The 26,348-nt window shown below is 67.9% G+C and carries 21 protein-coding genes and 2 pseudogenes; 13 read left to right on the forward strand and 10 right to left on the reverse strand.

All coding sequences use genetic code 11. The features are described from left to right. Positions 1-39: 39 nt before the first annotated feature. The 3 genes and pseudogenes from AK36_RS20655 to AK36_RS20665 all read left to right on the forward strand — a co-directional run. A pseudogene (locus tag AK36_RS20655) lies at positions 40-1,004 on the forward strand (IS3 family transposase); the annotation flags it as partial. Positions 1,005-1,217: 213 nt separating this feature from the next. Beyond that, positions 1,218-2,267, forward strand: coding sequence for an IS110 family RNA-guided transposase (locus tag AK36_RS20660; protein ID WP_041493840.1), 1,050 nt, complete (start codon positions 1,218-1,220; stop codon positions 2,265-2,267). Between the two features lie 15 nt (positions 2,268-2,282). Next, positions 2,283-2,495 (forward strand): annotated as a pseudogene (locus tag AK36_RS20665) (IS3 family transposase); the annotation flags it as partial. A 97-nt stretch (positions 2,496-2,592) separates the two neighbouring features. Here AK36_RS20665 and AK36_RS20670 read toward each other — a convergent pair. Then, positions 2,593-3,639 carry a zinc-dependent alcohol dehydrogenase family protein gene (locus AK36_RS20670; protein WP_034193160.1) on the reverse strand — a complete coding sequence of 349 codons (1,047 nt, stop codon included), beginning with the start codon at positions 3,637-3,639 and terminating at the stop codon, positions 2,593-2,595. 133 nt (positions 3,640-3,772) lie between these two features. On the opposite strand from AK36_RS20670, the gene AK36_RS20675 reads away from it, so the two are divergent. Further along, complete coding sequence (locus AK36_RS20675) at positions 3,773-4,237, forward strand: Lrp/AsnC family transcriptional regulator (RefSeq protein WP_011884930.1); 465 nt, start codon at positions 3,773-3,775, stop codon at positions 4,235-4,237. A 31-nt stretch (positions 4,238-4,268) separates the two neighbouring features. On the opposite strand, the gene AK36_RS20680 is transcribed toward AK36_RS20675, so the two are convergent. After that, on the reverse strand, positions 4,269-4,634 hold the full coding sequence (locus AK36_RS20680) for a hypothetical protein (RefSeq protein ID WP_011884929.1): 366 nt from the start codon (positions 4,632-4,634) through the stop codon (positions 4,269-4,271). A 259-nt stretch (positions 4,635-4,893) separates the two neighbouring features. Here AK36_RS20680 and AK36_RS20685 point away from each other — a divergent pair, with 259 nt between their 5' ends. The 3 genes from AK36_RS20685 to AK36_RS20695 all read left to right on the forward strand — a co-directional run bounded on the left by AK36_RS20685 (position 4,894) and on the right by AK36_RS20695 (position 8,351). Beyond that, the gene (locus tag AK36_RS20685) at positions 4,894-6,330 is read left to right on the forward strand and encodes an aldehyde dehydrogenase family protein (protein WP_045579084.1); all 1,437 of its coding nucleotides are present in this window, start codon (positions 4,894-4,896) and stop codon (positions 6,328-6,330) included. A 123-nt stretch (positions 6,331-6,453) separates the two neighbouring features. Next, positions 6,454-7,644, forward strand: a complete 1,191-nt coding sequence (locus AK36_RS20690) for an NAD(P)H-dependent flavin oxidoreductase (RefSeq protein WP_011884927.1) — start codon at positions 6,454-6,456, stop codon at positions 7,642-7,644. A gap of 65 nt (positions 7,645-7,709) precedes the next feature. Further along, a complete protein-coding gene (locus AK36_RS20695; protein ID WP_011884926.1) occupies positions 7,710-8,351 on the forward strand; it encodes an OmpW/AlkL family protein in 642 nt (213 codons plus the stop codon). Between the two features lie 221 nt (positions 8,352-8,572). Here AK36_RS20695 and AK36_RS20700 read toward each other — a convergent pair whose 3' ends face one another. Then, complete coding sequence (locus AK36_RS20700; protein WP_011884925.1) at positions 8,573-8,776, reverse strand: DUF1289 domain-containing protein; 204 nt, start codon at positions 8,774-8,776, stop codon at positions 8,573-8,575. Positions 8,777-9,284: 508 nt separating this feature from the next. Here AK36_RS20700 and AK36_RS20705 point away from each other — a divergent pair. From AK36_RS20705 to AK36_RS20720, 4 genes are all read left to right on the forward strand, one after another. Further along, complete coding sequence (locus tag AK36_RS20705) at positions 9,285-10,379, forward strand: polyamine ABC transporter substrate-binding protein (RefSeq protein WP_011884924.1); 1,095 nt, start codon at positions 9,285-9,287, stop codon at positions 10,377-10,379. Positions 10,380-10,465: 86 nt separating this feature from the next. After that, positions 10,466-11,626, forward strand: coding sequence for an ABC transporter ATP-binding protein (locus AK36_RS20710; RefSeq protein ID WP_011884923.1), 1,161 nt, complete (start codon positions 10,466-10,468; stop codon positions 11,624-11,626). Continuing rightward, positions 11,623-12,552: an ABC transporter permease subunit gene (locus AK36_RS20715; RefSeq protein ID WP_011884922.1), complete on the forward strand. Its 930-nt coding sequence runs from the start codon at positions 11,623-11,625 to the stop codon at positions 12,550-12,552. The genes AK36_RS20710 and AK36_RS20715 overlap by 4 nt, the downstream gene beginning before the upstream one ends. Further along, entirely contained in the window at positions 12,549-13,370 is an 822-nt protein-coding gene (locus AK36_RS20720) for an ABC transporter permease subunit (protein WP_045579085.1), read from the forward strand. Before AK36_RS20715 ends, AK36_RS20720 begins: the two co-directional genes overlap by 4 nt. A 107-nt stretch (positions 13,371-13,477) precedes the next feature. Here AK36_RS20720 and AK36_RS20725 read toward each other — a convergent pair whose 3' ends face one another. The 3 genes from AK36_RS20725 to AK36_RS20735 are packed head-to-tail and all read right to left on the reverse strand — an operon-like array spanning position 13,478 to position 16,897. Continuing rightward, positions 13,478-14,284: a sulfite exporter TauE/SafE family protein gene (locus AK36_RS20725; RefSeq protein ID WP_045579086.1), complete on the reverse strand. Its 807-nt coding sequence runs from the start codon at positions 14,282-14,284 to the stop codon at positions 13,478-13,480. Positions 14,285-14,302: 18 nt separating this feature from the next. Beyond that, entirely contained in the window at positions 14,303-15,970 is a 1,668-nt protein-coding gene (locus tag AK36_RS20730) for a bifunctional protein tyrosine phosphatase family protein/NAD(P)/FAD-dependent oxidoreductase (protein WP_045579087.1), read from the reverse strand. A gap of 42 nt (positions 15,971-16,012) precedes the next feature. Beyond that, positions 16,013-16,897 (reverse strand): MBL fold metallo-hydrolase, encoded by an 885-nt coding sequence (locus tag AK36_RS20735; RefSeq protein WP_034193156.1) that lies wholly within the window; start codon positions 16,895-16,897, stop codon positions 16,013-16,015. Positions 16,898-17,146: 249 nt separating this feature from the next. On the opposite strand from AK36_RS20735, the gene AK36_RS20740 reads away from it, so the two are divergent. Beyond that, positions 17,147-18,532, forward strand: a complete 1,386-nt coding sequence (locus AK36_RS20740; protein ID WP_011884917.1) for a sigma-54 interaction domain-containing protein — start codon at positions 17,147-17,149, stop codon at positions 18,530-18,532. Between the two features lie 74 nt (positions 18,533-18,606). After that, entirely contained in the window at positions 18,607-19,140 is a 534-nt protein-coding gene (locus AK36_RS20745) for a M949_RS01915 family surface polysaccharide biosynthesis protein (protein ID WP_045579088.1), read from the forward strand. 82 nt (positions 19,141-19,222) lie between these two features. Here the strand turns inward: AK36_RS20745 and AK36_RS20750 are convergent, their stop codons facing one another. The 4 genes from AK36_RS20750 to AK36_RS20765 form a co-directional block, all read right to left on the reverse strand. After that, complete coding sequence (locus AK36_RS20750) at positions 19,223-20,254, reverse strand: MerR family transcriptional regulator (RefSeq protein ID WP_045579089.1); 1,032 nt, start codon at positions 20,252-20,254, stop codon at positions 19,223-19,225. Positions 20,255-20,382: 128 nt separating this feature from the next. Beyond that, positions 20,383-21,966, reverse strand: a complete 1,584-nt coding sequence (locus tag AK36_RS20755; RefSeq protein ID WP_045579090.1) for an efflux transporter outer membrane subunit — start codon at positions 21,964-21,966, stop codon at positions 20,383-20,385. Between the two features lie 2 nt (positions 21,967-21,968). Beyond that, positions 21,969-25,127, reverse strand: coding sequence for an efflux RND transporter permease subunit (locus tag AK36_RS20760; RefSeq protein WP_045579091.1), 3,159 nt, complete (start codon positions 25,125-25,127; stop codon positions 21,969-21,971). Further along, positions 25,124-26,233, reverse strand: coding sequence for an efflux RND transporter periplasmic adaptor subunit (locus AK36_RS20765; protein ID WP_011884913.1), 1,110 nt, complete (start codon positions 26,231-26,233; stop codon positions 25,124-25,126). Before AK36_RS20765 ends, AK36_RS20760 begins: the two co-directional genes overlap by 4 nt. Positions 26,234-26,348: the final 115 nt, after the last annotated feature.

A 26,348-nucleotide genomic window follows, 5' to 3' on the forward strand; every position in this document is an offset into this window, starting at 1 on the left:
AGTCATGTATAAACTCGACGGAAAGGAAGGGAATCAGGGATGTTCAAGGTACCGAAACAATCGTACACGCCGGAATTCAAGGTTGCAGCCGTGCAGCGGGTCAAGGACGGCCAGGGCTTTGCTGTGGTGGCCCAGGAACTGGGCATGTCGGAGCAGACGCTGCGCCACTGGGTAAAGGCCGAGGCGTCGGGCAAGCTGAATGGAACTGGAGCGAAGCCAGTTACGCCGGAGCAGATGGAGCTTTCGCGCATGCGCGCCGAGATCAAGCGCCTGCAAATGGAACTTGAGATCGCAAAAAAAGCGGCAGCATACTTCGCGAAGGACCTGCTGTGAGGTATGCCTGGATCGACCAGCAGGTCGGGCAGTATCCGCTGTCGTCGCTGTGCGGGGTGTTGTCGGTCAGCGCGAACGGTTATCGCGCGTGGAAGCGCGGCGGCAAGTCGGGGCGAACGCGACTGACGGACACGCAATTGCTGACGCTGATCTGGACGGTGCACGCCGAGGTCAAAGGAGCATACGGTTCGCCGCGCATGACTGAGGAAATCCGTGATCGAGGCTTTCCGGCCAGCAAGGAGCGCGTGGAACGGCTGATGCGTGAGCATGGCATCCGGGCGCGGCACAAGCGCCGTTACCGGGTGACGACCGATTCGAAACACAAGCTGCCGGTCGCGCCAAACCTGTTGAACCGCGAGTTCACGCCCGCCGCGCCGAATCAGGTGTTCAGCTCGGACATCACATATATCTGGACCGACGAGGGCTGGCTGTACCTGGCCGTGGTGCTCGACCTGTTCAACGGGGAGGTGGTGGGCTGGTCGATCAAGCCGCGCATGACGGCGGGTCTCGTGACGGACGCGCTGACGATGGCTTGGTTCCGCCGCCGTCCCGCGCCGGGTGCACTGTGCCATTCGGATAGAGGCAGCCAATACGCGAGTCACGAGTTCCAGCGCAAGCTGAGCGCCTACGGCATGCGCTGCTCAATGAGTCGCAAGGGAAACTGTTGGGATACTCAGTTCAGAATACGCCTCGAACGTCGGATCGATCTGACCCGTGCTGGGATTGGCCGAGTTGCCTTGGCATTGACCTGTCGATCGAGCTCCGGCGTTCCCCGAGCGTTGCCGGGCCCAGCGTTTGTGACCTGATAGGAGCTTTGTCCTGCACCGTGAGTGTCCTGTCCAGCGAGTGGGATTGGCGATGCGTCCACCACGACGGAAACACGCATGGAACAACACGAAGTCATCCTGGGCGTCGACACGCATCTCGATACACATGTCGGAGCAGTAATCAGCGAAACAGGAAAACTCCTTGGAACCCTTTCGGTGCCGGCCGAGACCGCGGGATATCTCAAGCTGCTGACCTGGGCGAATTCTCTCGGTCACCTGCGTCGGGCTGGCGTTGAAGGTACCGGCACCTATGGCGCAGGCCTTGCCCGCGTGTTGCGCGATCACGAGATTGAGGTGCTGGAGGTCAATCGTCCGGATCGGGCTGCGCGTCGATCGCGCGGAAAGTCCGATCCGACCGATGCAGAAAACGCCGCGCGTGCGGTCCTCGCCGGGAAGGCAACTGCGATTCCCAAAGAGCAATCTGGGGCGGCCGAAGCAATGCGAGCTGTTTCCGTTGCTCGTCGCAGCGCCGTCAAAGCCAAGACGCAGGCGATCAATCAGTTGCGAGCCTTGCTGGTGAGCGCGCCGCAGGACATCCGCGAACGCCTTCTGAAGACAAAGACCGCCGAATGCGTTGCCAACTGCTCACGGCTGCGCTCGTTGGGTAACACGCCGATGTTGCAGACTCTGGCCACCACGCTGCGCTTGTTGGCAAAGCGCTATCTCGCGCTGGCGGAAGAACTCACGACGCTCGATGCGATGCTCGAACAACTAACCCTCAAGCATGCCAGACGGCTTCGGGAACGATTCGGTGTTGGGCCTCAAACGGCGGCAGTGCTTGTTGCCGTTGCAGGCGACAATCCGGAACGGTTGAAAAGCGATGCCGCGCTCGCCGCGCTTTGTGGCACGAGTCCATTGCAAGCATCTTCCGGAAAAACGGTCCGACATCGCCTGAATCGAGGCGGCGACCGCGCTGCGAACAACGCCTTGTGGACCATTGCCATGGTGCGAATGCGCAGTGACCCGAGAACCCGCGCATACGTCGAGCGACGGACCAAGGAAGGAATGTCGAACAAGGAAATTCATCGCTGTCTGAAGCGTTATATCGTCAGGGAGATGTACCCGCTCATTCTTGCCGACTTAGCCGATTCAGCCCGTACCACTTGACATAGGAGCGTCATTGCTCCAACGGAAAGCTTCTTCAACAGCTTGAAGAACGAACGGGTTCACGCCACGCGCTACCGGACGCATCAGGACGCGAAGGCCGATCTGTTCGAATACATCGAAGTGTTTTACAACCGCACTCGTCGTCATTCGTCGCTCGGCTTTGTGTCTCCGGAAAGGTATCTTCAGGACTGGATCAACGCTCAGCAGACCAAGAATGCGGCTGCATAACTCAGGACCGTTGGAAGGCGAAAAACCGAGGGAAGCTCACGTTGAGATATGCGAGCACGGCGGCCATGAATCGTGAACCGCTAACCGTTAGCCCCCCTCAGCCCGAAAAATCCGTCACCACCGTCACTCCGGCGCCTTCGAACCGATCCATGTTCATCAGCGCGTCGATCGACTCGCCGAGACTGATTTCCTTGCCGATCAGGCGCTCCGGCGCGAGCTTGCCGGCATGCACCATGTCGAGCATCGCGCCGTAGCGATGCGCCTGCATCCCGTGGCTGCCGAGAATCTCGAGTTCGTGCGCGATCACCTTGCTCATCGGCACGGCCGGCGTCGCGTGTTCGCCGAGCATCAGCCCGACCTGCACGTGCTTGCCGCGCCGGCGCAGGTTGCTGATCGAGTTGAAGCAGGTGGTCGGATGGCCGAGCGCATCGAGCGAGACGTGTGCGCCGCCGCGCGTGATCTCCTTCACCGCGTCGACGACGTCCGTCACCTGCGACGCATCGACGGTCGCCGCCGCGCCGAGCGCGCGCGCGAGCGTTAGGGCACGCTCGGAAATGTCGATCGCGACGACGTTCGCGCCGATCGCGTTCGCGATCATGATCGCCGACAGGCCGACGCCGCCGCAGCCGTGCACGGCCACCCACTGGCCGGCCGACGTGCGCCCCTGGTCGACGACCGCGCGAAACGACGTCACGAACCGGCAGCCGAGGCTCGCCGCGGTCGGGAAGTCGAGCGCATCGGGCAGCCGCACGAGGTTCAGGTCCGCGTGGTGGATGCCGACGTATTGCGCGAACGAGCCCCAGTGCGTGAAGCCGGGCTGAAACTGGCGCTCGCAGACCTGCTGATTGCCCGAGTGGCATTCCGGGCAATGGCCGCAGCCGCCGACGAACGGCACCGTCACGCGGTCGCCGGCCTTCCAGCGCGTGACCGCCGCGCCCGCCGCGACCACCACGCCCGCCAGTTCGTGGCCCGGCACATGCGGCAGCACGATATCCGGATCGTGTCCCATCCAGCCGTGCCAGTCGCTGCGGCACACGCCGGTCGCCTTCACCTCGATCACGACGCCGTCGGGTGCCGGCCTCGGATCGTCCACGTCCATCAGCCGCGGCGCCGCGCCGAACGCTTCATAAACGACTGCTTTCACGATCTCCTCCTGGGTCGAATGACTCTTTCAATATAGCGCGGCAATGGTGGATTGTTCTTTCGTCTTGCGATTGAGAAGCGCACGATTCTGAGATAGCCTTGCGACGATCGTGCGATTGCCGCAAGGAGCTTTCATGGAGCAGCTGGACAGGATCGATCGCGGCATGCTGGACATGCTGCAGCAGGACGGGCGCGTGTCGAACGCGCGCCTGGCGGAAGCGTTCTCGCTGAGCGAGACGTCGTGCTGGCGCCGGCTGCGCCGGCTCGAGGAAGCGGGGCTGATCGCCGGTTATCACGCGCGGCTCGATCGCAGAAAGCTGGGGTTCGGCGTGATGGCGTTCGTGCAGATCGTCTGCACGCAGCACAGCGAGGCGGTGACCGCGGAGTTCGAGCGCCTGATCCAGGCGAGCCCGAACGTGCTCGCCTGCGACAACACGACCGGCGAAGCGGATTTCCTGCTGCAGGTCGTGGCAGCCGATCTCGACGACTACAGCCATTTCGTCGAAAGGGTGTTGCGCAAGCTGCCGGGCGTGCTGAGCATTCGCTCGAACCTGTCGCTGCGGCAGCTGAAATCGACGCAGCGGCTGCCGATCGCGTGACGCGCACGCCGGCGCGTGCGTGCGCCGACGCTTAGTCGGCGAGCCGTTTGTCGGCGAGTGCCTTGCAGCAGTCTTCGTACACCCGCTGCACGAGTTTCGCGCGGTAGTCGAGATCATCGGTATCGACGATCTCCTCGACGGCGTCGCGCGCCCAGGATGCGTCGACGAAGCTCGCGTGCCGTTTCGCGATGTCCTGCGCGAGCGCGGCCAGCTTCGCGAGCGCGAGCCAGTCGGACTGCCGGCGATGGCGGTCGAGCCAGCGGTGCGCGGCCTGAACCTGGAACGCCGCGTCCGGCCAGCATTCATTCAGATAAAACGCGCCGAGATTGCCGCAGGTAAGCCAGCACAGCAGCTCGAGGCGGTCTTGCGAGCCGAGGGTACGGGATGCGTCGGTCATGGCAGCGCTCACGAAAGGCATCGATTCCGGGTGGCGCGGCGTGCAGCGGCCGGCGCCGATACTAAAAACATAGCACGATGCGCGCCACCTGGCGCACCGGCGTCGCGGGCTCGGCTCAGAGGGTCGAACGCGGGGCCGGCGGCGCGCGCACCGCAGCCCCACCGCGCGCCCGCAGCGGGTCGGCCGCGTCGGCTCCCCACGCGTCGCCGCACCCGTCGCACCGTCGTTAGAATGGCCGTTTTCCGGGAGACAGGAAGCGATGAAAATCTACGATCAGTTCTACATCGACGGCGCATGGTGCAAACCGGCCGGAGCCGGCACCATCGACGTGATCGACTCCGCCACCGAGGCGGTGCTCGGCCGGATTCCCGAAGGTGCGGCGACGGACGCACGGCACGCGGTCCGCGCGGCGCGCGCCGCCTTCGACGCGTGGGCCGCGACGCCGCCCGCGACGCGCGCCGGCTACCTGCGCAGGATCGTCGAGCGCCTGCAGACCCGCAGCGAGGAGCTCGCCCAATCGATCACCGGCGAGGTCGGGATGCCGATCAAGCTGTCGCGCGCGATCCAGGTCGGCGCGCCGGTCTACAACTGGAAGGCATACGCCAAACTCGCCGAGTCGTTCGAATTCGAGGCGAAGGTCGGCAATTCGCTGGTGGTGCGCGAGCCCGTGGGCGTCGTCGCGGCCATCACGCCGTGGAACTATCCGCTCAACCAGATCACGCTGAAAGTCGCGCCGGCGCTCGCGGCCGGCTGCACGGTCGTCCTGAAGCCGTCCGAGGTCGCGCCGCTCAATGCGTTCATGCTCGCCGAGGCGATCCACGAAGCCGGGTTGCCGGCCGGCGTGTTCAACCTCGTGTGCGGATACGGCCCGGTGGTCGGCGAGGTGCTGGCCACCGATCCCGAGGTCGACATGGTGTCGTTTACCGGTTCGACGCGCGCCGGCAAGCGCGTGGCCGAATTGGCGGCGGCGACCGTCAAGCGCGTCGCGCTGGAGCTCGGCGGCAAGTCGGCAGCGGTGATCCTCGACGATGCCGATTTCCCGGCGGCGGTGAAGGGCACGGTCAACGCGTGCTTCCTCAATGCAGGCCAGACCTGTTCCGCGCACACGCGCATGCTGGTGCCGCACGCGCGCTACGACGACGCGCGCGCACTCGCGAAGGCGGCCGCCGAAGCCTATGTCGCGGGCGACCCGCGCCAGGAGACGACGCGCCTCGGCGCGCTCGCGTCGGCCGTGCAGCAGCAGCGCGTGCAGGCCTACATCCAGCGCGGCATCGACGACGGCGCCGAACTCGTGACGGGCGGCACGGGCCTGCCCGACGGGCTGACGAAGGGCTTCTTCGTGAAGCCCACGGTGTTCGGCCGCGTCGACCCGACGTCGGCGATCGCGCAGGAGGAAATCTTCGGGCCGGTGCTGTCGATCATCACGTATCGCGACGAAGACGAAGCGGTGCGCGTCGCGAACGACACGCCGTACGGGCTGGGCGGCGCGGTATGGGCGGGCAGCGACGAGCGGGCGCTGCGCGTCGCGCGCCGGCTCCGCACCGGGCAGGTCGACATCAACGGCGGCAGCTGGAACAACGCCGCGCCGTTCGGCGGCTACAAGCAGTCGGGCTACGGCCGCGAGAACGGCGTGTACGGGCTCGAGGAGTACCTGGAATACAAGTCGATGCAGCTCAGGCCGGCGAATCCGTCCTGACGCGTTTCACGCCGCATCGCTCGCCACGGCACGCTCGCGTGCCGTTTTTTTGTTGACGGCCATCAAGATGCACACCGGTGGATCGTCGATCATCGCTGTTCCGATGTTTCGACGAGGCTCCAGATGACCGTACCCACTCCCTTCCCGCCGCTCACGATTCGCGGGCGCACGCTACTGCCGGTGGTGCAGGGCGGCATGGGCGTAGGCGTGTCCGCGCACCGCCTTGCGGGCACCGTCGCGCGCGAGGGCGCGCTCGGCACGATCGCGAGCATCGACCTGCGTCATCACCACGCGGATCTGCTCGCGCGCTGTCGCGCGCATCCCGACCGGGCGACGCTCGAGGCCGCGAACCTCGAGGCGCTCGCGCGCGAGGTTCGCCTCGCGAAGACTTACAGCGAAGGGCGCGGGATGATCGCCGTCAACGTGATGAAGGCGGTGAGCGCCCATGCGGACTACGTGCGCGTCGCGTGCGACGCGGGCGCGGACGCGATCGTGATGGGCGCGGGCCTGCCGCTCGATCTGCCCGATCTCACCCAGGGCCACGACATCGCGCTGATTCCGATTCTGTCGGACAGCCGCGGAATCGCGCTGGTGCTGAAGAAATGGATGAAGAAGGGCCGGCTGCCCGACGCGATCGTGATCGAGCATCCGGCCTATGCGGGCGGCCACCTCGGCGTCACGCAGATCGACGACATGCACGACGCCCGATTCGATTTTGCGCGCGTGCTCGACGAGACGGCGCAGGTGATGGCCACGCTAGGACTCGAGCGCGACACGATCCCGCTGATCGTCGCGGGCGGGATCGGCAGCCACGACGCGGTGCGCGCGGCGCTCGCGGCCGGCGCGAACGGCGTGCAGATCGGCACGCCGTTCGCGGTGACGGAAGAAGGCGATGCGCATCCGAACTTCAAGCGCGTGCTGGCCGATGCGGTGCCCGACGACATCGTCGAATTCGTCAGCGTGACCGGTCTGCCGGCGCGCGCGGTCCGAACCCCATGGCTCGATCGATACCTGCGTAATGAGGCGCGCATCCGCAGCAAGCTCGGCGCGTTCAAGCAACGCTGCCCGACCGCGCTCGAATGCCTGAGCGTATGCGGGCTGCGCGACGGCATCGAGAAGTTCGGGCACTTCTGCATCGACACGCGGCTCGCGGCCGCATTGCGCGGCGACGTTGCGAACGGGCTGTTCTTCCGCGGGCGCGAAGCGCTGCCGTTCGGCACGGCGATCCGCAGTGTGCGCGATCTGCTCGAGCTGTTGCTGACGGGCCGTGTCGCAGAGCCTGCGGCAAACCGCCCCATGTTTACGCTCGCTTGATCGATATCAAGATGAAAAAAAGACCCTATTGGGAGAATGGTATCCATTCTTTGGGGGTCCGTACCATGCATAAAGCGATTCAAACATTTGTCACCACCACCGCCGTCGCGGCCAGCCTTATCGCGATGCCTTCGCTGTCCCACGCGGCTTCCGCGGGCGACGGTATCAATCAGGGTGACGTCCTGGTGCGGTTGCGCGCGATCAGCATTCAGCCGAACGAGCGCGGCAGCGACACGCTGGGCGCGATCAACACCGGCGTGAACAACGCGATCGTGCCTGAACTCGACTTCACGTACATGATCCGCGACTACCTGGGGGTCGAGCTGATCCTCGGCACGTCGCGCCATCAGGTCACGTCGAGCCTCGGCAATCTCGGCGGCGTGGGCGTGCTGCCGCCGACGCTGCTGCTGCAATACCACTTCAATCACGCCGGCAAGGTGCGTCCGTATGTCGGTGCGGGTCTGAACTACACGTACTTCTACAACAACGGCCTGAATGTCGGCGGTCAGGGCGTGTCGATCAACAAGAGCAGCTTCGGTCCGGCGCTGCAGTTCGGCGTCGACGTGCAACTCACCAAGAAGGTGTTCATGAACGTCGACTTGAAGAAGATCTGGATGAGCACCGACGCGACGCTCGGCGACAAGGGCATCGGCACGCTGCACATCGATCCGCTGATCGTCGGTATCGGCGTCGGGATGAAGTTCTAAGCGAGCAGGGCAACAAACAGAGTTGGGGTTGGCGGCATGGCAGTCGGCATGCCGCTCTTTTTTTATGCAGCGCCGTTGCGGGCAGAGCCGGGGGCACGCAGCGCGCGGCGGCAAGCGTGACGCGTGCATCGCGCGGCCGAAAGACGCTGGCACCGCGACGAACCGGCAGCGGCGTTGCCGTTCACGGGCCGCGCGAGCGGTACGTATCGACGCGCGTCGTCTTACAGCTTGTCGTACTGGAAGCGCATCGCGGTGCCGTCGCGCGTGATGCGTTCCCACACGGCGCGCTTTTCTTCGTCGCTGAGGAACACCCAGTTCGACACCTCGGCGGCCGTACGGCCGCACCCCTTGCACACTTCGTCGAACAGGGTCGAGCACACGCCGATGCAGGGGCTGTCGGGCAGGTCGTGGAGATTGGAGGCCATCTGAAGGGTTCGCGCGGTGGAGTCGACGGGGCGTCATTTTAATGCATCGGCATGGCTCGACCCGGGCGAGCCGCCATCCGGGCGCACGGCGCGTCGCCCGACCGCGCGTGCGGCTGACCGGGCGCCGATCCACATCGGCCGTCCAGCACGGCACGGCATGCGGCGACGTCACCCACTGAGCGCCTACGCGCTCGCGACCCGATCGCAACCTTGGCGTGCCCTGCGCGCCCGCAAGCACGACTCGCACGCCGATTCACCGCCGCCTTGTTTTCCCCATGGACAGACGCCGATTACCCGATAGAATTCCCCGGGATGCGTTGCTGCGCGCGCCGCCTGAGCGGCCGGTGGCGGCAATGTGTTCCGTTTGCGCGACACGGGCATGATTTTTTTGTGACCGGGCGCGAATGATGATAGCGTTCGGGGTTTTCGGGGGGCGGCGCGCCCAACTGCGCCGCCATGATGAGGCAGACGGCAGCCGGACAAACGGTCCGGTCGGAGGGAGAGCGGGATGAAAGCAAAAGTAGTGGGCCGGTTCGCAGCGCTCGCGCTGTGCGTGGGTGCATCGGCGGCGGCGGCGAAGGATACGCAGCTCAATGTCTATAACTGGTCGGACTACATTGCGAAGGACACGATCCCGAACTTCGAGAAGCAGACGGGCGTCAAGGTCCGCTACGACAACTACGACAGCGACGACACGCTGCAGGCGAAGCTGCTCACCGGCAGCTCGGGCTACGACATCGTCGTGCCGACCAGCAACTACGCGGGCAAGCAGATCGCGGCCGGCATCTTCGCGCCGCTCGACAAGTCGAAGCTCCCCAACCTCAAGTACCTCGATCCGCAGCTGATGGCGCTGGTCGCCGGCGCCGATCCGGGCAACAAGTATTCGGTGCCGTGGGCATACGGCACGACCGGTCTCGCGTACAACCTGACGAAGGCGCAGCAGGCGCTCGGCAAGGTGCCGCTCGACAACTGGGACATTCTGTTCAAGCCGGAAAACATCTCGAAGCTGAAGACCTGCGGCGTGTCGGTGCTCGACGCGCCGGACCAGATGTTCGCGGCGGCGCTGCACTACATCGGCAAGGATCCGATGAGCACGAACCCGGCCGACTACAAGGCCGCGATGGACGTGCTGAAGAAGATCCGTCCGTACATCACGCAGTTCAACTCGTCGGGCTACATCAACGACCTGGTCGGCGGCGACATCTGCTTCGCGTTCGGCTGGTCGGGCGACGTCGTGATCGCGAAGCATCGCGCGGTCGAAGCGAAGAAGCCGTACAAGGTCGAGTACTACATCCCGAAGGGCGGCGCGCCCGTGTGGTTCGACGTGATGGCAATCCCGAAGGACGCGAAGAACAAGGACGCCGCGCTGCAATGGATCAACTACATCGAGGATCCGAAGGTGCACGCGGCGATCACCAACGCCGTGTACTACCCGAGCGCGAACGCCGAAGCGCGCAAGTACGTGCGCCCGGACGTCGCGAACGACCCGGCCGTCTATCCGCCGGCCGACGTCGTGAAGACGCTGTTCCTGCTCAAGCCGCTGCCGCCTGAAATCCAGCGTCTGCAGACCCGTCTGTGGACCGAGCTGAAATCGGGCCGCTGACGCGCGCCGCGGTGAGCCAGCAGTCATGAAGCCCCTGGTGTCCCCGGGGGCTTTGTTCGTCAAACGCAGGAGAGAAGCAGCACATCATGAATAGCCAGTCGGGCGCGCCGGTCGCGGGTGCGCCGTCCTTCGTTCCTTCTTCCGGCGCCGCGTCGCGCGCGGAGAACTTTGTCCAGATCGTCGACGTCGTCAAGAAGTTCGGCGAAACCGAAGTGGTCCGCAATGTGAACCTCACGGTGCGCCAGGGCGAGCTGTTCGCGCTGCTGGGCAGCTCGGGTTCCGGCAAGTCGACGCTGCTGCGGATGCTCGCCGGCCTCGAGACGGTCACGTCGGGCAAGATCCTGATCGACGGCGAAGACCTCGCGCAAATGCCGCCGTACAAGCGGCCCGTGAACATGATGTTCCAGTCGTATGCGCTGTTCCCGCACATGTCGGTCGAGGCGAACGTCGCGTACGGCCTGAAGCAGGAAGGCACGCCGAAGGCCGAGCTGAAGGAGCGTGTGGCCGCCGCGCTCGAGCTCGTGCAGATGAGCAAGTACGCGAAGCGCAAGCCGCATCAGTTGTCGGGCGGCCAGCAGCAGCGCGTCGCGCTCGCACGCTCGCTGGTCAAGCGTCCGAAGGTGCTGCTGCTCGACGAGCCGATGTCGGCGCTCGACAAGCAGATCCGCCAGCGTACGCAGATCGAGCTCGTCAACATCCTGCAGAAGGTCGGCGTCACCTGCATCATGGTCACGCACGACCAGGAAGAGGCGATGACGATGGCCAACCGGCTCGCGGTGATGAGCGAAGGGCAGATCGTGCAGATCGGCTCGCCGAGCGAGGTCTACGAATATCCGAACAGCCGCTTCTCGGCCGAGTTCATCGGCTCGACGAACCTGTTCGAGGGCATCACCGTCGAGGACGAACCCGACTACGTGTACATCGAATCGCCCGAGCTGCCGAGCCGGCTGTACGTGAGCCACGGCATCACCGGCCCGCTCGGGATGCCGGTCACGGTGTCGGTGCGCCCCGAGCGCATCGCGCTGACCCGCAAGCCGCCCGAAGGCGCGTTCAACTGGGCGCACGGCCGGATCGCCAACGTCGCGTACATGGGCGGCTATTCGCTGTATCACGTGAAGCTCGACGCGGGCAAGACGGTGATCGCGAACGTGTCGAGCCTCGCGATCAGCGAGCTCGAAACGCCCGCGCTCGGCGACGAGATCTACGTGCGCTGGAGCGCGACCGCCGGCGTGGTGCTGACGTCATGAACGCGCTCAAGTCGATGTTCTCGTGGCCCGTGCGGCGCTTCAACCTGACGGGCGCCACGGCGGTCGTCGCGGGGCCGTACACGTGGCTCGTGCTGTTCTTCCTCGTGCCGTTCGTGCTGGTCGTGAAGATCAGCTTCGCGGAGCTGCAGCTCGGCATCCCGCCGTACACGGAGCTCGCGTCGTATACGGACGGCGTGTTGCACATCGCGCTGAACCTGTCGCACTACGCGTTCCTGCTCACCGACAGCCTGTACTTCGCGACCTACGTGAACTCGGTCGTGGTGGCCGCGATCACGACGCTGCTGTGCCTGCTGATCGGCTATCCGATGGCGTACTACATCGCCCGCTCGAACCCGGCCACGCGCAACCTGCTGATGATGGGCGTGATGCTGCCGTTCTGGACGTCGTTCCTGATCCGCGTGTACGCGTGGATCGGGATCCTCAAGAACAACGGCTTGCTGAACAACTTCCTGATGTGGATCGGCCTGACGCACACGCCGATCGAGCTGTACCGCACCAACTACGCGGTCTATATCGGGATGGTGTATTCGTATCTGCCGTTCCTCGTGATGCCGCTGTACGCGCACCTCGTGAAGATGGACCTGCGCCTGCTCGAGGCGGCGTACGACCTCGGCGCGCGGCCGTGGAAGGCGTTCGTGCAGATCACGCTGCCGCTGTCGAAGAACGGGATCATCGCGGGCTGCCTGCTGGTGTTCATCCCGGCGGTCGGCGAGTACGTGATTCCGGAGCTGCTCGGCGGCGCGAACACGCTGATGATCGGCCGCGTGATGTGGAATGAGTTCTTCAACAACGCAGACTGGCCGATGGCGTCGGCCGTGACCTGCGCGATGGTGCTGCTGCTGCTCGTGCCGATGGCGATGTTCCAGCACTTCCAGGCGAAGGAGCAGGAGGGCCGCCGTCGATGAAGCCGAATCGTTTCCTGCAGTTCGCGGCGCTGTTCGCCGGCTTCGCGTTCCTCTACATCCCGATCGTCAGCCTGATCGTCTACTCGTTCAACGAGTCGAAGCTCGTCACCGTGTGGTCGGGCTTCTCGTTGCGCTGGTACGTGGCGCTCGTGCAGGACGACGAGCTGCTCGCGGCCGCGTGGCTGTCGCTGAAGATCGGCGTGCTGACCGCGTTCGCGTCGGTGTTCATCGGCACCTGGGCCGGCTTCGTGCTCGCGCGGATGGGGCGCTTCCGCGGCTTCGCGCTGTTCAGCGGGATGATCAACGCGCCGCTCGTGATCCCCGAGGTGATTCAGGGCATCTCGCTGCTGCTGCTGTTCATCGAGCTCGCGAAGTGGATCGGCTGGCCGGCCGAGCGCGGCGTGTTCACGATCTGGCTCGGCCACGTGATGCTGTGCATCTCGTACGTCGCGATCATCGTGCAGTCGCGCGTGCGCGAGCTGAACCCGTCGCTCGAGGAAGCCGCGCTCGATCTCGGCGCGACGCCGCTGAAAGTGTTCTTCACGATCACGCTGCCGCTGATTTCGCAGGCGCTGGTGGCCGGCTGGCTGCTGTCGTTCACGCTGTCGATCGACGACCTCGTGCTGTCGGCGTTCCTGTCGGGTCCCGGCTCGACGACGCTGCCGCTCGTCGTGTTCTCGCGCGTGCGCCTCGGCCTGAATCCGGAGATGAACGCGCTCGCGACGCTGTTCATCGTCGCGGTGACGGCCGGCGTCGTGATCGCGAACGTCGTGATGCTGCGCCAGCAACGCAAGCGGATGGCGGGCTTCGCGGCCTGAGCGCCGCTTGACGCGCCGGTTGCCGCGCAACCGGCAACAACAAAACGCCCGGCGCCGACGATGAGTCGGGCCGGGCGTTTTTGTCGCCAGCGCAGGCTGCGCGCGGCTTATGCGCTGAACGCGGCCTTCGCGAGCAGGCCGAGCGCCACGCACACGAGCACGATCGCGAAGCCGGCCTGCACGTGGCGCGCGGACAGGTGCCGCGAGGCTGCGCGCCCGACTACCATGCCGAGCGCCGTCGCGACGGTGAACCACAGCATCATGTCGACCGGCGCGCGCGTGCCCGCCACGAAGGTCGCGAGCACGCCGCCGGTGCCGACCAGCGCGATCACCATCAGCGACGTCGCGACCACGCCGTGCATCGACACGTTCGTGAACTTGCGCAGCATCGGCACGATCACGAAGCCGCCGCCGACGCCGAGCAGCCCCGTCATCAGTCCCGTCACCGCGCCGGTGGACGCGAGCGCGAACCCGACCGGCCACGACCACACGAGGCGGCCGGTGTCGGGATTCACGCGGCCGACGCACAGGCGCGACTCGTCGTGCTCGCCGGCGCCTTGGCGCAGTGCCTGCCGCAGCAGACGGGCCGCGACGATCAGCATCGTCAGCGCGAACAGCGCGAGCAGCACGCGTTGCGGCAGCACGTGCGCGAGCCGCACGCCGAGCGTGGTGAGCGGCACGCCCGCGAGCGCCATCAACAGCGCCGCGCGGTAGCGCACGAGCCCGCGGCGAAACCCTTCGAGCGCGCCGAGCGCGGCGCTGCCGGCCACCGCGACGAGCGCGACCGGCGTGGCCTGCTGCATCGGCCAGCCCATTCCGACGACGAGCGCCGGGACCGCGAGAATGCCGCCGCCCGCGCCGGTGAGGCCGAGCACGGCGCCGACGAAGCCGCCGAGTACCAGAGAAATCAGCATGGTGTCATCGGCTTCCGGTCAACGTGCGATCGCGGGCTTCGCGAGCCATTCGCGGCCCTTGAGCATCCCCTTCCAGTACAGCGGCGGCAGCAGGCGCTCCTTGAGCAGCCACGCGAGCCGCGACGGACGCCGGCCGTCGATCAGCCACGCGGGGAAGGTCGGCGCGACCTTGCCGCCGTACAGGAATTCGGCGAGCACGATCTTGCCGCGCTCGACCGTGAGCGGGCACGAGCCGTAGCCGTCGTACGCGGCGTCGCCCTGCACGCGGCCGAGCGCCGCCAGCACGTTGTGCGCGACCACGGGCGCCTGCTTGCGCGCGGCCGCGGCGGTTTTCGCGTTGGTGGTGTTGGCGACGTCGCCGAGCGCGAAGATATCCGGGAAGCGCTTGTGCCGCAGCGTCGCCGGGTCGACGTCGATCCAGCCGGCAGCATCGGCGAGCGGGCTCGCGCGCACGAAGTCGGGCGCCTTCTGCGGCGGCACGACGTGGATCATGTCGAAGTTGCGCTGGACGGTCTCCGTGCTGCCGTCGGGCAGCGTGCGCCGGAACGTCGCGCGCCGCGCCGGCCCGTCGATCGCGATCAGGTTGTGGCCGAACGACAGCGCGATGTCGTAGCGCTCGACGTATTCCATCAGCGCGGGCACGTAGTCGGCGACGCCGAATAGCACGGCGCCCGCATTCAGGAATTCGACGTTCGCCGCGCCCAGGCGGCCGTTGCGCCGCCAGTGATCGCACGACATGTACATCGCCTTCTGCGGCGCGCCCGCGCACTTGATCGGCATCGGCGGCTGCGTGAACAGCGCATTGCCGCCGCGGAACGCCTGCACCAGCTGCCACGTGTACGGCGCGAGATCGTAGCGATAGTTGGACGTGACGCCGTTGTGGCCGAGCGTGTCGGCGAGGCCCTCGATCGCGTCCCAGTCGAGCTTCAGGCCCGGGCACACGATCAGCTTGCGATAGCCGATGCGGCGGCAGCCGTCGAGCACGACCGCGTGCGCGTCGGGCTCGAAGCCGGCGACGGCCGCCTGGATGCGCTTCACGCCGCGCGGCAGCACGTCGACGATGCGGCGCGCGGTCGTCTCGGGCCGGAACACGCCCGCGCCGACCATCGTCCAGCCCGGCTGGTAGTAATGGATCTCGGCCGGGTCGATCACCGCGATGTCGAGCGAGCCGTCGCGCGCGAGCAGGCTCGACGCGACCGCGACGCCGGCCGCGCCCGCGCCGACGATCACGATGTCGTGCTGCGCGTCGACGGCCGGTGCGCTCTGCGCCGCGCCGCGTGCGAGCCGCGACGCGACTGCCGCGAGATCGTAGCCGGCCTTGGCGGCCGTCGCGACGATCTCTTCGATCGGACGCGAGCCGGCCTGCGACAGCGCCCACAGCGTCGCCGAGCGCATGCCGCTGCGGCAGTACGCGTGCACCGGGCCGGCGAGCGACGCGACGAGCACGCCGAACTGCGCGGCCTGCTCGTCGGTGACCTTGCCCGTGTCGACCGGCAGGTAGTGCACGGCGATGCCGAGCGGCGCGGCGGCGGCGCGGATCTCGGCGACGGTCGGCTGATCCGAGCCTTCGCCGTCCGGCCGGTTGCAGACGATTGCGCGCACACCTGCCGCTTGCAGCGCGGGCAGGTCGGTCGCGGCGATCTGGGGGGAGACCGATAGCGTGTCGGTCAGCTTGCGGATGTTCATGTCGGGGGTTCTCCGGTCGGGCGGCGGCTCGGCTTCAGATCGTCAGATCGCGTTCAGCGGGATCTTCAGGTAGCGCACGCCATTGTTTTCGGGTTCGGGCAGGTGGCCGGCGCGCATGTTGACCTGCACCGACGGCAGCATCAGCACCGGCATGTCGAGCGTCGCGTCGCGCGCGGTGCGCATGGCGACGAAATCGTCCTCGCTCACGCCGTCCTTCACGTGGACGTTCGCCTGACGCTGCTCGGCCACCGTCGTCACGAACTGCACGTCGCGGCCGCCGGGCTGGTAGTCGTGGCACAGGTACAGGCGCGTATCGGCCGGCAGCGCCAGCACGCGCGCGATCGAGCGGTACAGCGTGCGCGCGTCGCCGCCGGGGAAGTCGCAGCGCGCGGTGCCGTAGTCGGGCATGAACAGCGTGTCGCCGACGAAGGCCGCGCGCTGGGTCGCGTCGTCGACGCAGTAGGTCATGCACGCCGGCGTATGGCCCGGCGTGTGCATCGCGCGGATCGTCAGCGCGCCGAGCGCGAGCGTGTCGCCGTCGTCGAGCAGGCGGTCGAACTGGCTGCCGTCGTGCGCGAAGCCGGGGCCGGCATTGAACAGCGTGCCGAACACGTCCTGCACGCGGCGCACGTGCGAGCCGATCGCGATCTGGCCGCCGACGTGCGCCTTCAGGTACGGCGCAGCCGACAGGTGGTCGGCGTGCACGTGCGTCTCGAGCAGCCAGTGCACGGTCGCGCCGAGTTCGGCGACGCGCGCGATCAGCCGGTCGGCGCTGTCCGTGCGCGTGCGGCCGGATTTCGGATCGTAGTCGAGCACGCTGTCGATCAACGCGCAGGCGCGGCTGCCGGTATCGAGCAACAGGTAGCTGACGGTATGGGTCGCCGGGTCGAAGAAGCCTTCGACCGACAATTGGGGGGCATGGCTCACGTTATGTCCTCGCTGGGGTTCTGCATCTGCAATTGCGTATCCCATGTTCAAGAAGCGTGCCAATCGACGCGGTAATCGGGGTCAATGTGACAAGTGCTTGATTGGGATCGGGTTTCAGGTGGGGCGGCGGTGCGTCATGCGGCGTCGCGCGCGGCTGCGGGCCGATCGGCACTGCCATGTGCGGCAGTGTCGTGGCAGAATTGGCAGTCGGCCTGGCAGTCCGTCGGGCGACCGTGACCGAGCTTCCCCATGAATCAACACGACATCATTCCGATCGTTCCCGCCCAGCCGCGGGACGTGACGCCCGACGTGCGCGCGCTGATCGCGTATCTGGAGCAGGACCCGCAGCCGATGATCGTCGTCGATCCCGACTACCGGATCCTCGCGGCGAACGGCGCGTACCGGCGGCAATTCGGCGTGGCCGGCGTCGAGCACGTGGGGCGCCATTGCTTCGAGGTGTCGCATCACTACGCCGTGCCGTGCGACCAGGCGGGCGAGCACTGCCCGATGAAGCAGGCGATCGAATCGCGCAGCCTGAATCGCGTGCTGCACATCCACCATACGCCGCGCGGCCCCGAGCACGTCGACGTCGAGTTGCGGCCGATCTTCGATGCGCGCGGCGACGTGACCGCGTTCGTCGAGCGGCTGACCACGGTGCGCAGCGCGTCCGCGCAGCCGAGCGCGGAAGGGCTGGTCGGCGGCGCCGACGCGTTCAATGCGGCACTGGGCGCGCTGCAGCGCGTCGCGCCGTCGATGCTGCCGGTGCTGCTGCTCGGCGAGTCGGGCACCGGCAAGGAGCTGTTCGCGCGCGCGCTGCACGAGGCGAGCGAACGCGCGATGGGCCCGTTCGTGGTGGTCGACTGTTCGGGGATCGCCGAGACGCTGTTCGAGAGCGAGCTGTTCGGCTACGAGAAGGGCGCGTTTACCGGCGCCAATCAGCGCAAGCCCGGGCTGGTCGAGACCGCACAGGGCGGCACGCTGTTCCTCGACGAAATCGGCGACGTGCCACTGCCGATGCAGGTGAAGCTGCTGCGGCTGATCGAGTCGGGGACGTTTCGCCGGGTCGGCGGCGTCGAGGCGCTGCGCGCCGATTTCCGGCTGGTCGCCGCGACCCACAAGCCGCTGCGCGAGATGATCGACGACGGCCGGTTCCGTCAGGACCTGTACTACCGCATCAGCGCATTCCCGATCCAGCTGCCGGCGCTGCGCGAGCGCCGCGGCGACGTCGCGCTGCTCGCCGAATCGATCCTGCGGCGCATCGCCAATGCGCGCGCCGGCAGCGGCGACGCAGGCGCGCGGCCGTTCGTGCTCACCGACGCGGCGCGCGCGTGCCTCGACGCCTATGCCTGGCCCGGCAACATCCGCGAGCTGCGCAACGTGCTCGAACGCGCGTGCCTGTTCGCCGACGACGGCGTGATCCGCGTCGAGCATCTGCCTGCCGAACTCGTCGCGGCGTCGGCATTGCCGCACGACGCGCAGCGTGCGGCCAACCCGCCGAGCGACGCGGAACTGCTGCGGATCGCGAGCGGCTTCGTCGGGACGCGCAAGGCGCTGGCCGAGCGCACGGGGCTCAGCGAGCGCACGCTGTACCGGCGGCTGAAGGCGCTGGGGCTCGGCGCGCGCGGCGACGATTGACGGTGCCGCGTCGCGCGCTGGCGGCGCGGCGCGCGCATGCGGATAATGGCGCGTTTCGATCCGGAGCCGCTTCGATGAAACCCTACGCCGTCACGGGCCGCGCGCTAGCCGTTATCGCCGTCGCGACGTGGCTGCATGCGGCGCATGCAGCCGAATACCGCTGGACCGACACGGCCGGCGCGCACGTCGTCACGTTCGCGAAGACCGCGGCGGACGACCAGCTTCATCTGCGCGTGACGGCCACGCTGAACGGCGCGCCCGACTGGACCGTGCGCGACGACGTGACCGACTGCGCGGAGGACAAGGTGCTCGACGTGGTGCCGGCGTCGGTCGAGACGCGCGAGCTGCTCGGCAACGGCCGCAAGCAGTTCCTGTTTGCGTACCGGATCGGCTGTCGCGGCGACATCAGCCCTGATGCGGTCAAGTATTTCCTGATCGAGCAGCGGACCAAGTACGTGCTGCGCGGCGAGGAGATGCTGACGCGCCGCGGCGTGCGTTTCGACGGCGGCGCGCCGCCGGTGCCGAACGCCGACCTGAAGGCGGCGCCGGTGTTGCTGCGTTACATGCTGCAGCACTGGCGGGGCGTGAGCGTGCGCAACTACGACTGAATACGGCGCGGCATGGCGCCGGCCACGCGGTACGGGAAATGACGGCCGCGTCGCGCGGCCGTCGCGTTGCCGCCGCCGTCGTTCAATGCCGGGCCGTCTGCAACTGTGCCATCGCGTCCCGCATGAAGCCGAGCAGCGTCTCGTCGGTCCACGCGTTCTTCAGCAGCGCGGGCTCGGTCGCCATCGCGTGGCGGAACTTCGCGTGCGTGGCCGGATCGGTGCCCGCGTAGCTGCAGAACAGCTCGAGCCAGCGTCGCGCGAGCGCGCGGCCTTCCGGCGAAGCGGGCGTCCTGCCGGCGTCGATCGCATCGCGCACGTCGGCGATCAGCTGCGGCCATTCCATCGCGCGCTCGCCATAGTGCGCGCGCATGAAGCGGATCTCGTCCGGCGCGAGGTACTTCTCGAACACGCGCATCTTGGTTTCGGCCATCGCCTTCAGCACGTAGTCGCGCAGTGCGGTCGAGATGCCGATCTTCGACTGCATCGACGGCTCGCGCTCGTGCATCAGGTTCAGCTTCGCGAGCAGGCGCGGATCGTTGTTCGTGTCGCGCACCAGCAGCGTCATCCAGCGCTCGGCGAGCGCGCGCGCCCGTTCGTCCTCGGGCGGCACGCCCGCGTCGTGCAGCGCACGCACGTCGGCGACGAGCGCGACCCATTCCGCGTCGCCCGTCTGGCTCTTGCGGTACATCGGCATGCGCGCGAGTTCTTCCTCGGAAAAGTATTTGTCGTACACGGTCATCAACTCCAGTGTGGTGAGCCAATCGGCCAGCTCCGGCTCCGTGCCCGCGGCAAGTTGCGCGTGCAACTGCACGAGCCGCTCGCGCAGCTGCGCCGCCTGCGCGAGCTGGCGCTCGAGCGACGCGATCTGCTTCGCAACGAGCTCGACGAGCGGCGTGCCGGGCTGGTTCAGGTAGTCGCCGATCTCGGCAAGCGACAGCCCGAAGCGGCGCAGCGCCTGGATCTGGTGGAGCCGGGCGATGTCGTCGCGGTCGTACAGCCGGTAGCCGTTGTCGGCGCGCGCCGAAGGAGCCAGCACGCCGATCGCGTGATAGTGATGAAGCGTGCGGACGGTCAGCCCGCTGCGTTTCGCCAGTTCTCCCACTTTCAGCCGCATGATGTCCTCCGTTCGGTACGCACACTGGAGTCTCGAACGTTACGCTACGTGAGGGTCAAGCGGAAGATTGCGGCGCGGCGCGGCGCGCGCGGTGGTGCGCGCGCCGGGTGCGTGCCGCGCCGGTGGCGTCAGTTCTGCCGGGGCGCGGTGTCGGGCGGAGTGTCGGGCGCGGCGGCGCCCGCGCCGTTGCCGGCGTCGCTGGGCGTGGCGGCGTCGGCGTTCGCGGCCGTGTCCGTTCGCTTGGCGCCGTCGGCCGGCGGCGTGCCCATCGCCTGATAGAGGCGCGCGGTATCCGCGAAGCGCGCGCCGGTGGCGCGGATCTCGTCGAGCCGCGCGTTGCGGTACTGCAACTCGCTCGCGCGCGCGGCCGACGGCGGCAACGCGCCGAGCCGCACGCGGGCGGCCGCGTCGTCATACGCGCCTTGCGCGGACAGCGCCGCGTGCGACGACGCCTGCAGCGCCTGCGCATCGTGCTCGAGCGCGGCGAGCGAATCGGCGACGTTCTGGAACGCGGCCAGCACGGTCTGCCGGTACTGATCGACGGCCGCCTCGTAGCTGGCCTTCGCCGCCCGGCGCTGCGCGAGCAGCGCGCCGCCGTGGAACAGCGGCTGGCTCAGCGATGCGCCGACGTTCCAGATCGCGCCGCCGCCCGACAGCATCGCCGGCCAGCTGAAGCCGCCCTGGCCGATCGCCGCCGACAGCGACAGCTGCGGGAACAGCTGCGCGGTCGCGACGCCGACTTCGGCCGCGGCGGCCCGCAGCCCGGCTTCGGCGGCCTGGATGTCGGGCCGGCTGTGCAGCAGGCCCGACGGCACGACCACCGGCACCTCTTCGGGCAGATGCAGATCGGCGAGCGTCAGGTCGGCCGGCGGCTGATCGGGCGTGCGGCCGATCAGCACCGCGAGCGCATGGCGCGCCGTGTCGCGTTGCTGGCGCAGGGCCGGCAGGCTCGCGGCGAAGGTGTCCGCGCTTTGCTGCGCGTTCAGCGCATCGCTGCGCGACGCCGAGCCGAGCGCGTAACGACGTTGCGCGTCGTGCGCCTGATCGTTGGCGAGCGCGACGAGCCGTTCGGTGGTCGCGATCTGCGCGTTGAGCACCGACACCGTGATCGACGCGGTGACGATGTTCGCGGCGAGCGCGCGGCGCGCCGACTCGAGCTGGAACGCGCTGACGTCCACGCGCTTGGCGAGCGCGCGGTTCGCGAAGCGCGCCGCGCCGAACAGGTCGAGCGTATAGCTCGCCTGCAGCTGTCCGACGAAGGTGTCGTACAGCAGCGTGGGCGCGCCGAGCGCGGGGATCGGCACGCCGAGCGCGCGCTGCCGCACGGCCTGGCCGCCCGCATCGATCGACGGCAGCATCGAGCTGCCGATCTGCGCGCGCAATTGCTCGCGCGCGGCATCGAGCGAATGCGCGGCCGCGCTCAGCGTGGGGCTGTTGCGCAGCCCTTCGTCGACGAGCGCGTTCAGCGCAGCGCAGCGGTATTGCGTCCACCAGTCGGGCACGGGCTGCGCGCCGACGTCGAAGCGTTGCGCGACGCCCTGCGCGGCGACCGTCTGCTGCACTTGCGGTGCGGCGCCGTAATGCGCGGGCGACGGCATCGCGGGCGGCTCGCCGCTCGGCGCGAACCAGGCGCAGCCGGCGAGCGGGCCGGCGAGGGCCGCGGCCGACAGCGCGCGGGCGAGGGTCGTTTTCATATCCATCGACGGTTTCATGATCAGGCTCCCGACGGTGCGGCTGCGGCGCCGCCGTCGTGCGGCGGCCCGTCGCGCGGGTCGCGTTCGTCGCGTTCGTCGCGCTTGACGCGGAACCACGTGGCATACAGCGCGGGCAGGTAGAACAGCGTCAGCACGGTCGCGCTCGTGATGCCGCCCATCAGCGCGGTCGCCATCGGCCCGAAGAAGTTCGAGCGCAGCAGCGGAATCAGCGCGAGCACGGCGGCGGCGGCCGTCAGCGTGATCGGGCGGAAGCGCCGCACCGTCGCGCCGACGATCGCGTCGAAGCGTCCGTGGCCGGCGGCGATGTCCTGCTCGATCTGGTCGACCAGGATCACCGAGTTGCGCATGATGATCCCGAACATCGCGATCACGCCGAGCATCGCGACGAAGCCGAACGGCTGGCCGAACAGCAGCAGCATGCCGACCACGCCGATCAAGCCCAGTGGCGCGGTGAGCACGACCATCAGCACGCGCGAGAAGCTCTGCAGCTGGATCATCAGTAGCGTGAACACGGCGATCGCCATCAACGGCATCTGCGCGTTGATCGAGCTCTGCGCCTTCGCGCTTTCCTCGACCGAGCCGCCGATGTTGATCTGATAGCCGACCGGCAATTGCGCGCGCAGCGCGTCGAGCTTGCCGTCGATCGCATGCGTGACGTCGATGCCCTGGGCGCCGGCCTGCACGTCGGACTGCACGGTGATGGTCGGCTGGCGGTCGCGCTCCCATACCACGCCGTATTCGAGCGTCGGCGTGAAGCGGCCGAGCGAGCCGAGCGGCACCGGGCCGTTCGGCGTCGGCAGCGCGAGGCCCGCGAGCTTCGCCGGATCGACGCGATCGGCGCGCGGCGCGCGCAGGTCGACCGCGATCAGCTTGTCGCGCTCGCGGTACTGCGTGACGGTCGTGCCGGACAGCGTCATCGCTAGGAAGCTCGACACGTCCTGCGACGTCACGTTCAGCTCGCGCGCCTTCTTCTGGTCGAGCTCGAAGCGCACCGAGCGCTCGGCCGGCTCGTCCCAGTCGAACTGCACGTGCACCGTGCGCGCGTCGCCGCGCATCGTCGCCGCGACCTTCTCGGCGATCGCGCGCACCGTCGCGATGTCGCTGCCGCTCACGCGGAACTGCACCGGGTAGCCGACCGGCGGCCCGTTCTCGAGGCGCGACAGACGCCAGCGCACGCTCGGGAACTGGTCGCGCAGCGTCGTCTCGAGCCAGTTCGCGAGCTTCTCGCGCGCCTCGACCGATTTCGCGGTGACGACGAACTGCGCGAAGTTCGGCAACTGCAACTGCTGGTCGAGCGGCAGGTAGAAGCGCGGCGCGCCGCTGCCGACGAAGTTCACCGCATGGTCGATCTCGGGCCGCTTGTCGAGCACCTTCTCGAGGCGCTGCGTCTCGCGCAGCGTCGCCGCGAACGACGCGCCTTCGGGCAGCCGCAGATCGATCAGCAGCTCGGGGCGATCGGAGCTCGGGAAGAACTGCTGCGGCACCAGCGTGAAGCCCATCAGCGCGACGACGAACAGCACGCCGGTGATCAGCAGCACGACGAAGCGCCGCTCGATGCACCAGTCGATCCAGCCGCGCAGCCGCGCGTAGAAGCGCGTGTCGTAGATGTCGTGCTCGTGATCGTCAGGCAGATGCGCTTCGTGCGCGTGCTTCTTGCGCTCGGGCAGCAGGTGATAGCCGAGCAGCGGAATCAGCACGACGGCCGCGAACCACGACGCGATCAGCGCGATCGCCGACACCTCGAAGATCGAGCGCGTGTACTCGCCGGTGCTCGACTTCGCGAGCGCGATCGGCAGGAAGCCCGACACCGTGACGAGCGTGCCCGTCAGCATCGGAAACGCGGTGCTGGTGTACGCGAACGCGGCGGCGCGCGCGCGGCTGTAGCCCTGTTCGAGCTTCACCGCCATCATCTCGACCGCGATGATCGCGTCGTCGACCAGCAGCCCGAGCGCGAGCACGAGCGTGCCGAGCGACACCTTGTGCAGGCCGATGTCGAACAGGTACATGAACAGCGCGGTCACCGCGAGCACGACCGGGATCGAGATCACGACGACCATCCCGGTGCGCAGCCCGAGCGACACGAGGCTCACGACCAGCACGATCGCCACGGCTTCGGCGACGGCCTCGAGAAAGTCGTCGACCGAATGCGAGACCGCCTGCGGCATGCTCGACACCTCGGTGAGCTTCAGCCCCGCGGGCAGTTGCGCCTGCAACTGTTTAGATTCCGCGTCGAGCGCGCGGCCGAGCCGGATCACGTCGCCGCCCGGCTGCATCGTCACGCCGATGCCGAGCACCGCGCGGCCGTTTGCGCGCATCTGCGTGACCTGCGGATCGTCGTAGCCGCGCGTGACGGTCGCGAGATCGCCGAGGCGGAACGTGCGGCCGTTGATGCGCACCAGCGTGTCGGCGATCGCGGCGACGTTGTCGAACTGGCCGCTCGGACGCACGAACACGCGATCGTCGGCGGTCGTCAGCACGCCGCTCGACGAGATGTCGTTCTGCGCGTTGAGCGCCTGCCCGAGCTGCTGCGGCGAGATGCCCAGGCGCGTGAGCTGCGCGTTGTTCACCTCGATGAAGATGCGCTGGTCCGGGTCGCCGAAGTAGTCGACCTTGCCGACGCCCGGCACGCGCAGCAGCACGGTGCGCAGCTGGTCCGCATAGTCGTGCAGCTGCGCGGGCGTGAAGCCGTCGCCTTCGAGCGTCCAAATGTTGGTGTAGACGTCACCGAACTCGTCGTTGAAGAACGGCCCCTGCACGCCGGGCGGCAGCGTATAGCCGATGTCGCCGATCTTCTTGCGGATCTGGTACCAGGTCTCGGGCACGTCCTTCACGGGCGCCGAGTCCTTCATCGTGAAGAACAGCAGCGATTCGCCGGGGCGCGAGTAGCTGCGCAGGAAGTCGATGGCCGGCGTTTCCTGCAGCTTGCGGCCGATCCGGTCGGTCACCTGTTCCTGCACCTGCCGCGCGCTCGCGCCGGGCCAGAACGTGCGGATCACCATCACGCGGAACGTGAACGGCGGGTCTTCCGATTGCGCGAGCCGCGTGTAGGCGAGGATGCCCGCGAGCGTCGCGAGCGCGATCAGGTAGACCACCAGCGCCTGATGGCGCAGCGCCCATGCCGACAGGTTGAAGCGGCCTTCTTCGCGAGGGCCGCTCATGATGCGAAGTCCTCCGCGTGCAGCGGCGCGACCGGCCGCACCTTCTCGCCGGCGCTGACCGTATGCACGCCTTGCACGACGACGCGCTCGCCCGGCTGCAGCCCGCGCGACACGGTGACGGTGCGCTCGCCGAAGCGCGCGACGTCGACGCGGCGCAGCTCGAGCGTGTCGTTGCCGCTGCGCACGACCCACACGGCCGGCCGCGGGCCGTCATGGAACAGCGCGGTCGCGGGCAGCGTGACGGTCGGCGCGCCCGAGGCAGCCGGCGCGCCGTCGAACGCGACGTTCGCGGTCATGCCGAGGCGCACGGCCGGATCGGGCGACGCGAGCGTGAGCTTCACGCGGTAGGTGCGGCTTTGCGGATCGGCGGCCGGCGCGATCTCGCGCACCTTCGCGGTGAAGCTGCGGCCGGGCAGCGACGGCAGCGTGACGCTCGCCGCATGGCCCGGTGCGAGCGAGGCGAGCGCGGTTTCGGGCACGTCGCTGACGACGTCGACGTCGCCCGACCATGCGAGCTGGTAGACGGCCTGGCCGGCCGACACGTTCTGGCCGGTGTCGGCCTGCTCGGCGGTGATGGTGCCCGCGTGATCGGCGGCGAGCGTCGCATAGCGCAGCTGGTTCTTCGCGAGGGCGAGCTGCTGCTGCGCCTGATCGCGCTGCGCGAGTGCCGACGCATAGCTGTTCTCGGTCTGCTCGAGCTGCGCGGTCGCGATCAGGTTCTCGCGCGCCTGCGCGCGATCGCGGTCGAGCTGCTGCTTCGCGAACGCGTACGTGTGCGACGCCGCATCGAGCTGCGCCTGCGCGCTGGCGACGTTCTTCTCGACGTCGGACGGATCGAGCAGCGCGACGATCTGGCCGGCCTTCACCATATCGCCGAGCCGCACCTTGCGCTCGATGATCTTGCCGGCGATGCGGAACGACAGCGGCGTCGCATAGCGCGGCTGGATTTCGCCGGGCAGCGTGGCGGCGACGGCCGCGCCGTCGGCGTGCGCGGTCAGCGTGACGACCGGGCGCGGCGCGGGCGCGGCGGCTTCCTTTGGATGACAGGCGGCGAGGACGAGCGCGGCGCCGACGAGCAGCGCGGCGCGGGAACCGGAGCGAATCACGAAACCCCCAGAGCAGGTGACAGCGGAACGAGGCCGGCAAGCGCGGCGCGCTTGCCCCGAGTGGCGCCGGCATAGGCGCGCACGGACAACGGCGAACGAGGTCGTTCGGAGACTG

The sequence above is a fragment of the Burkholderia vietnamiensis LMG 10929 genome (assembly GCF_000959445.1).
GTDB lineage: Bacteria > Pseudomonadota > Gammaproteobacteria > Burkholderiales > Burkholderiaceae > Burkholderia > Burkholderia vietnamiensis.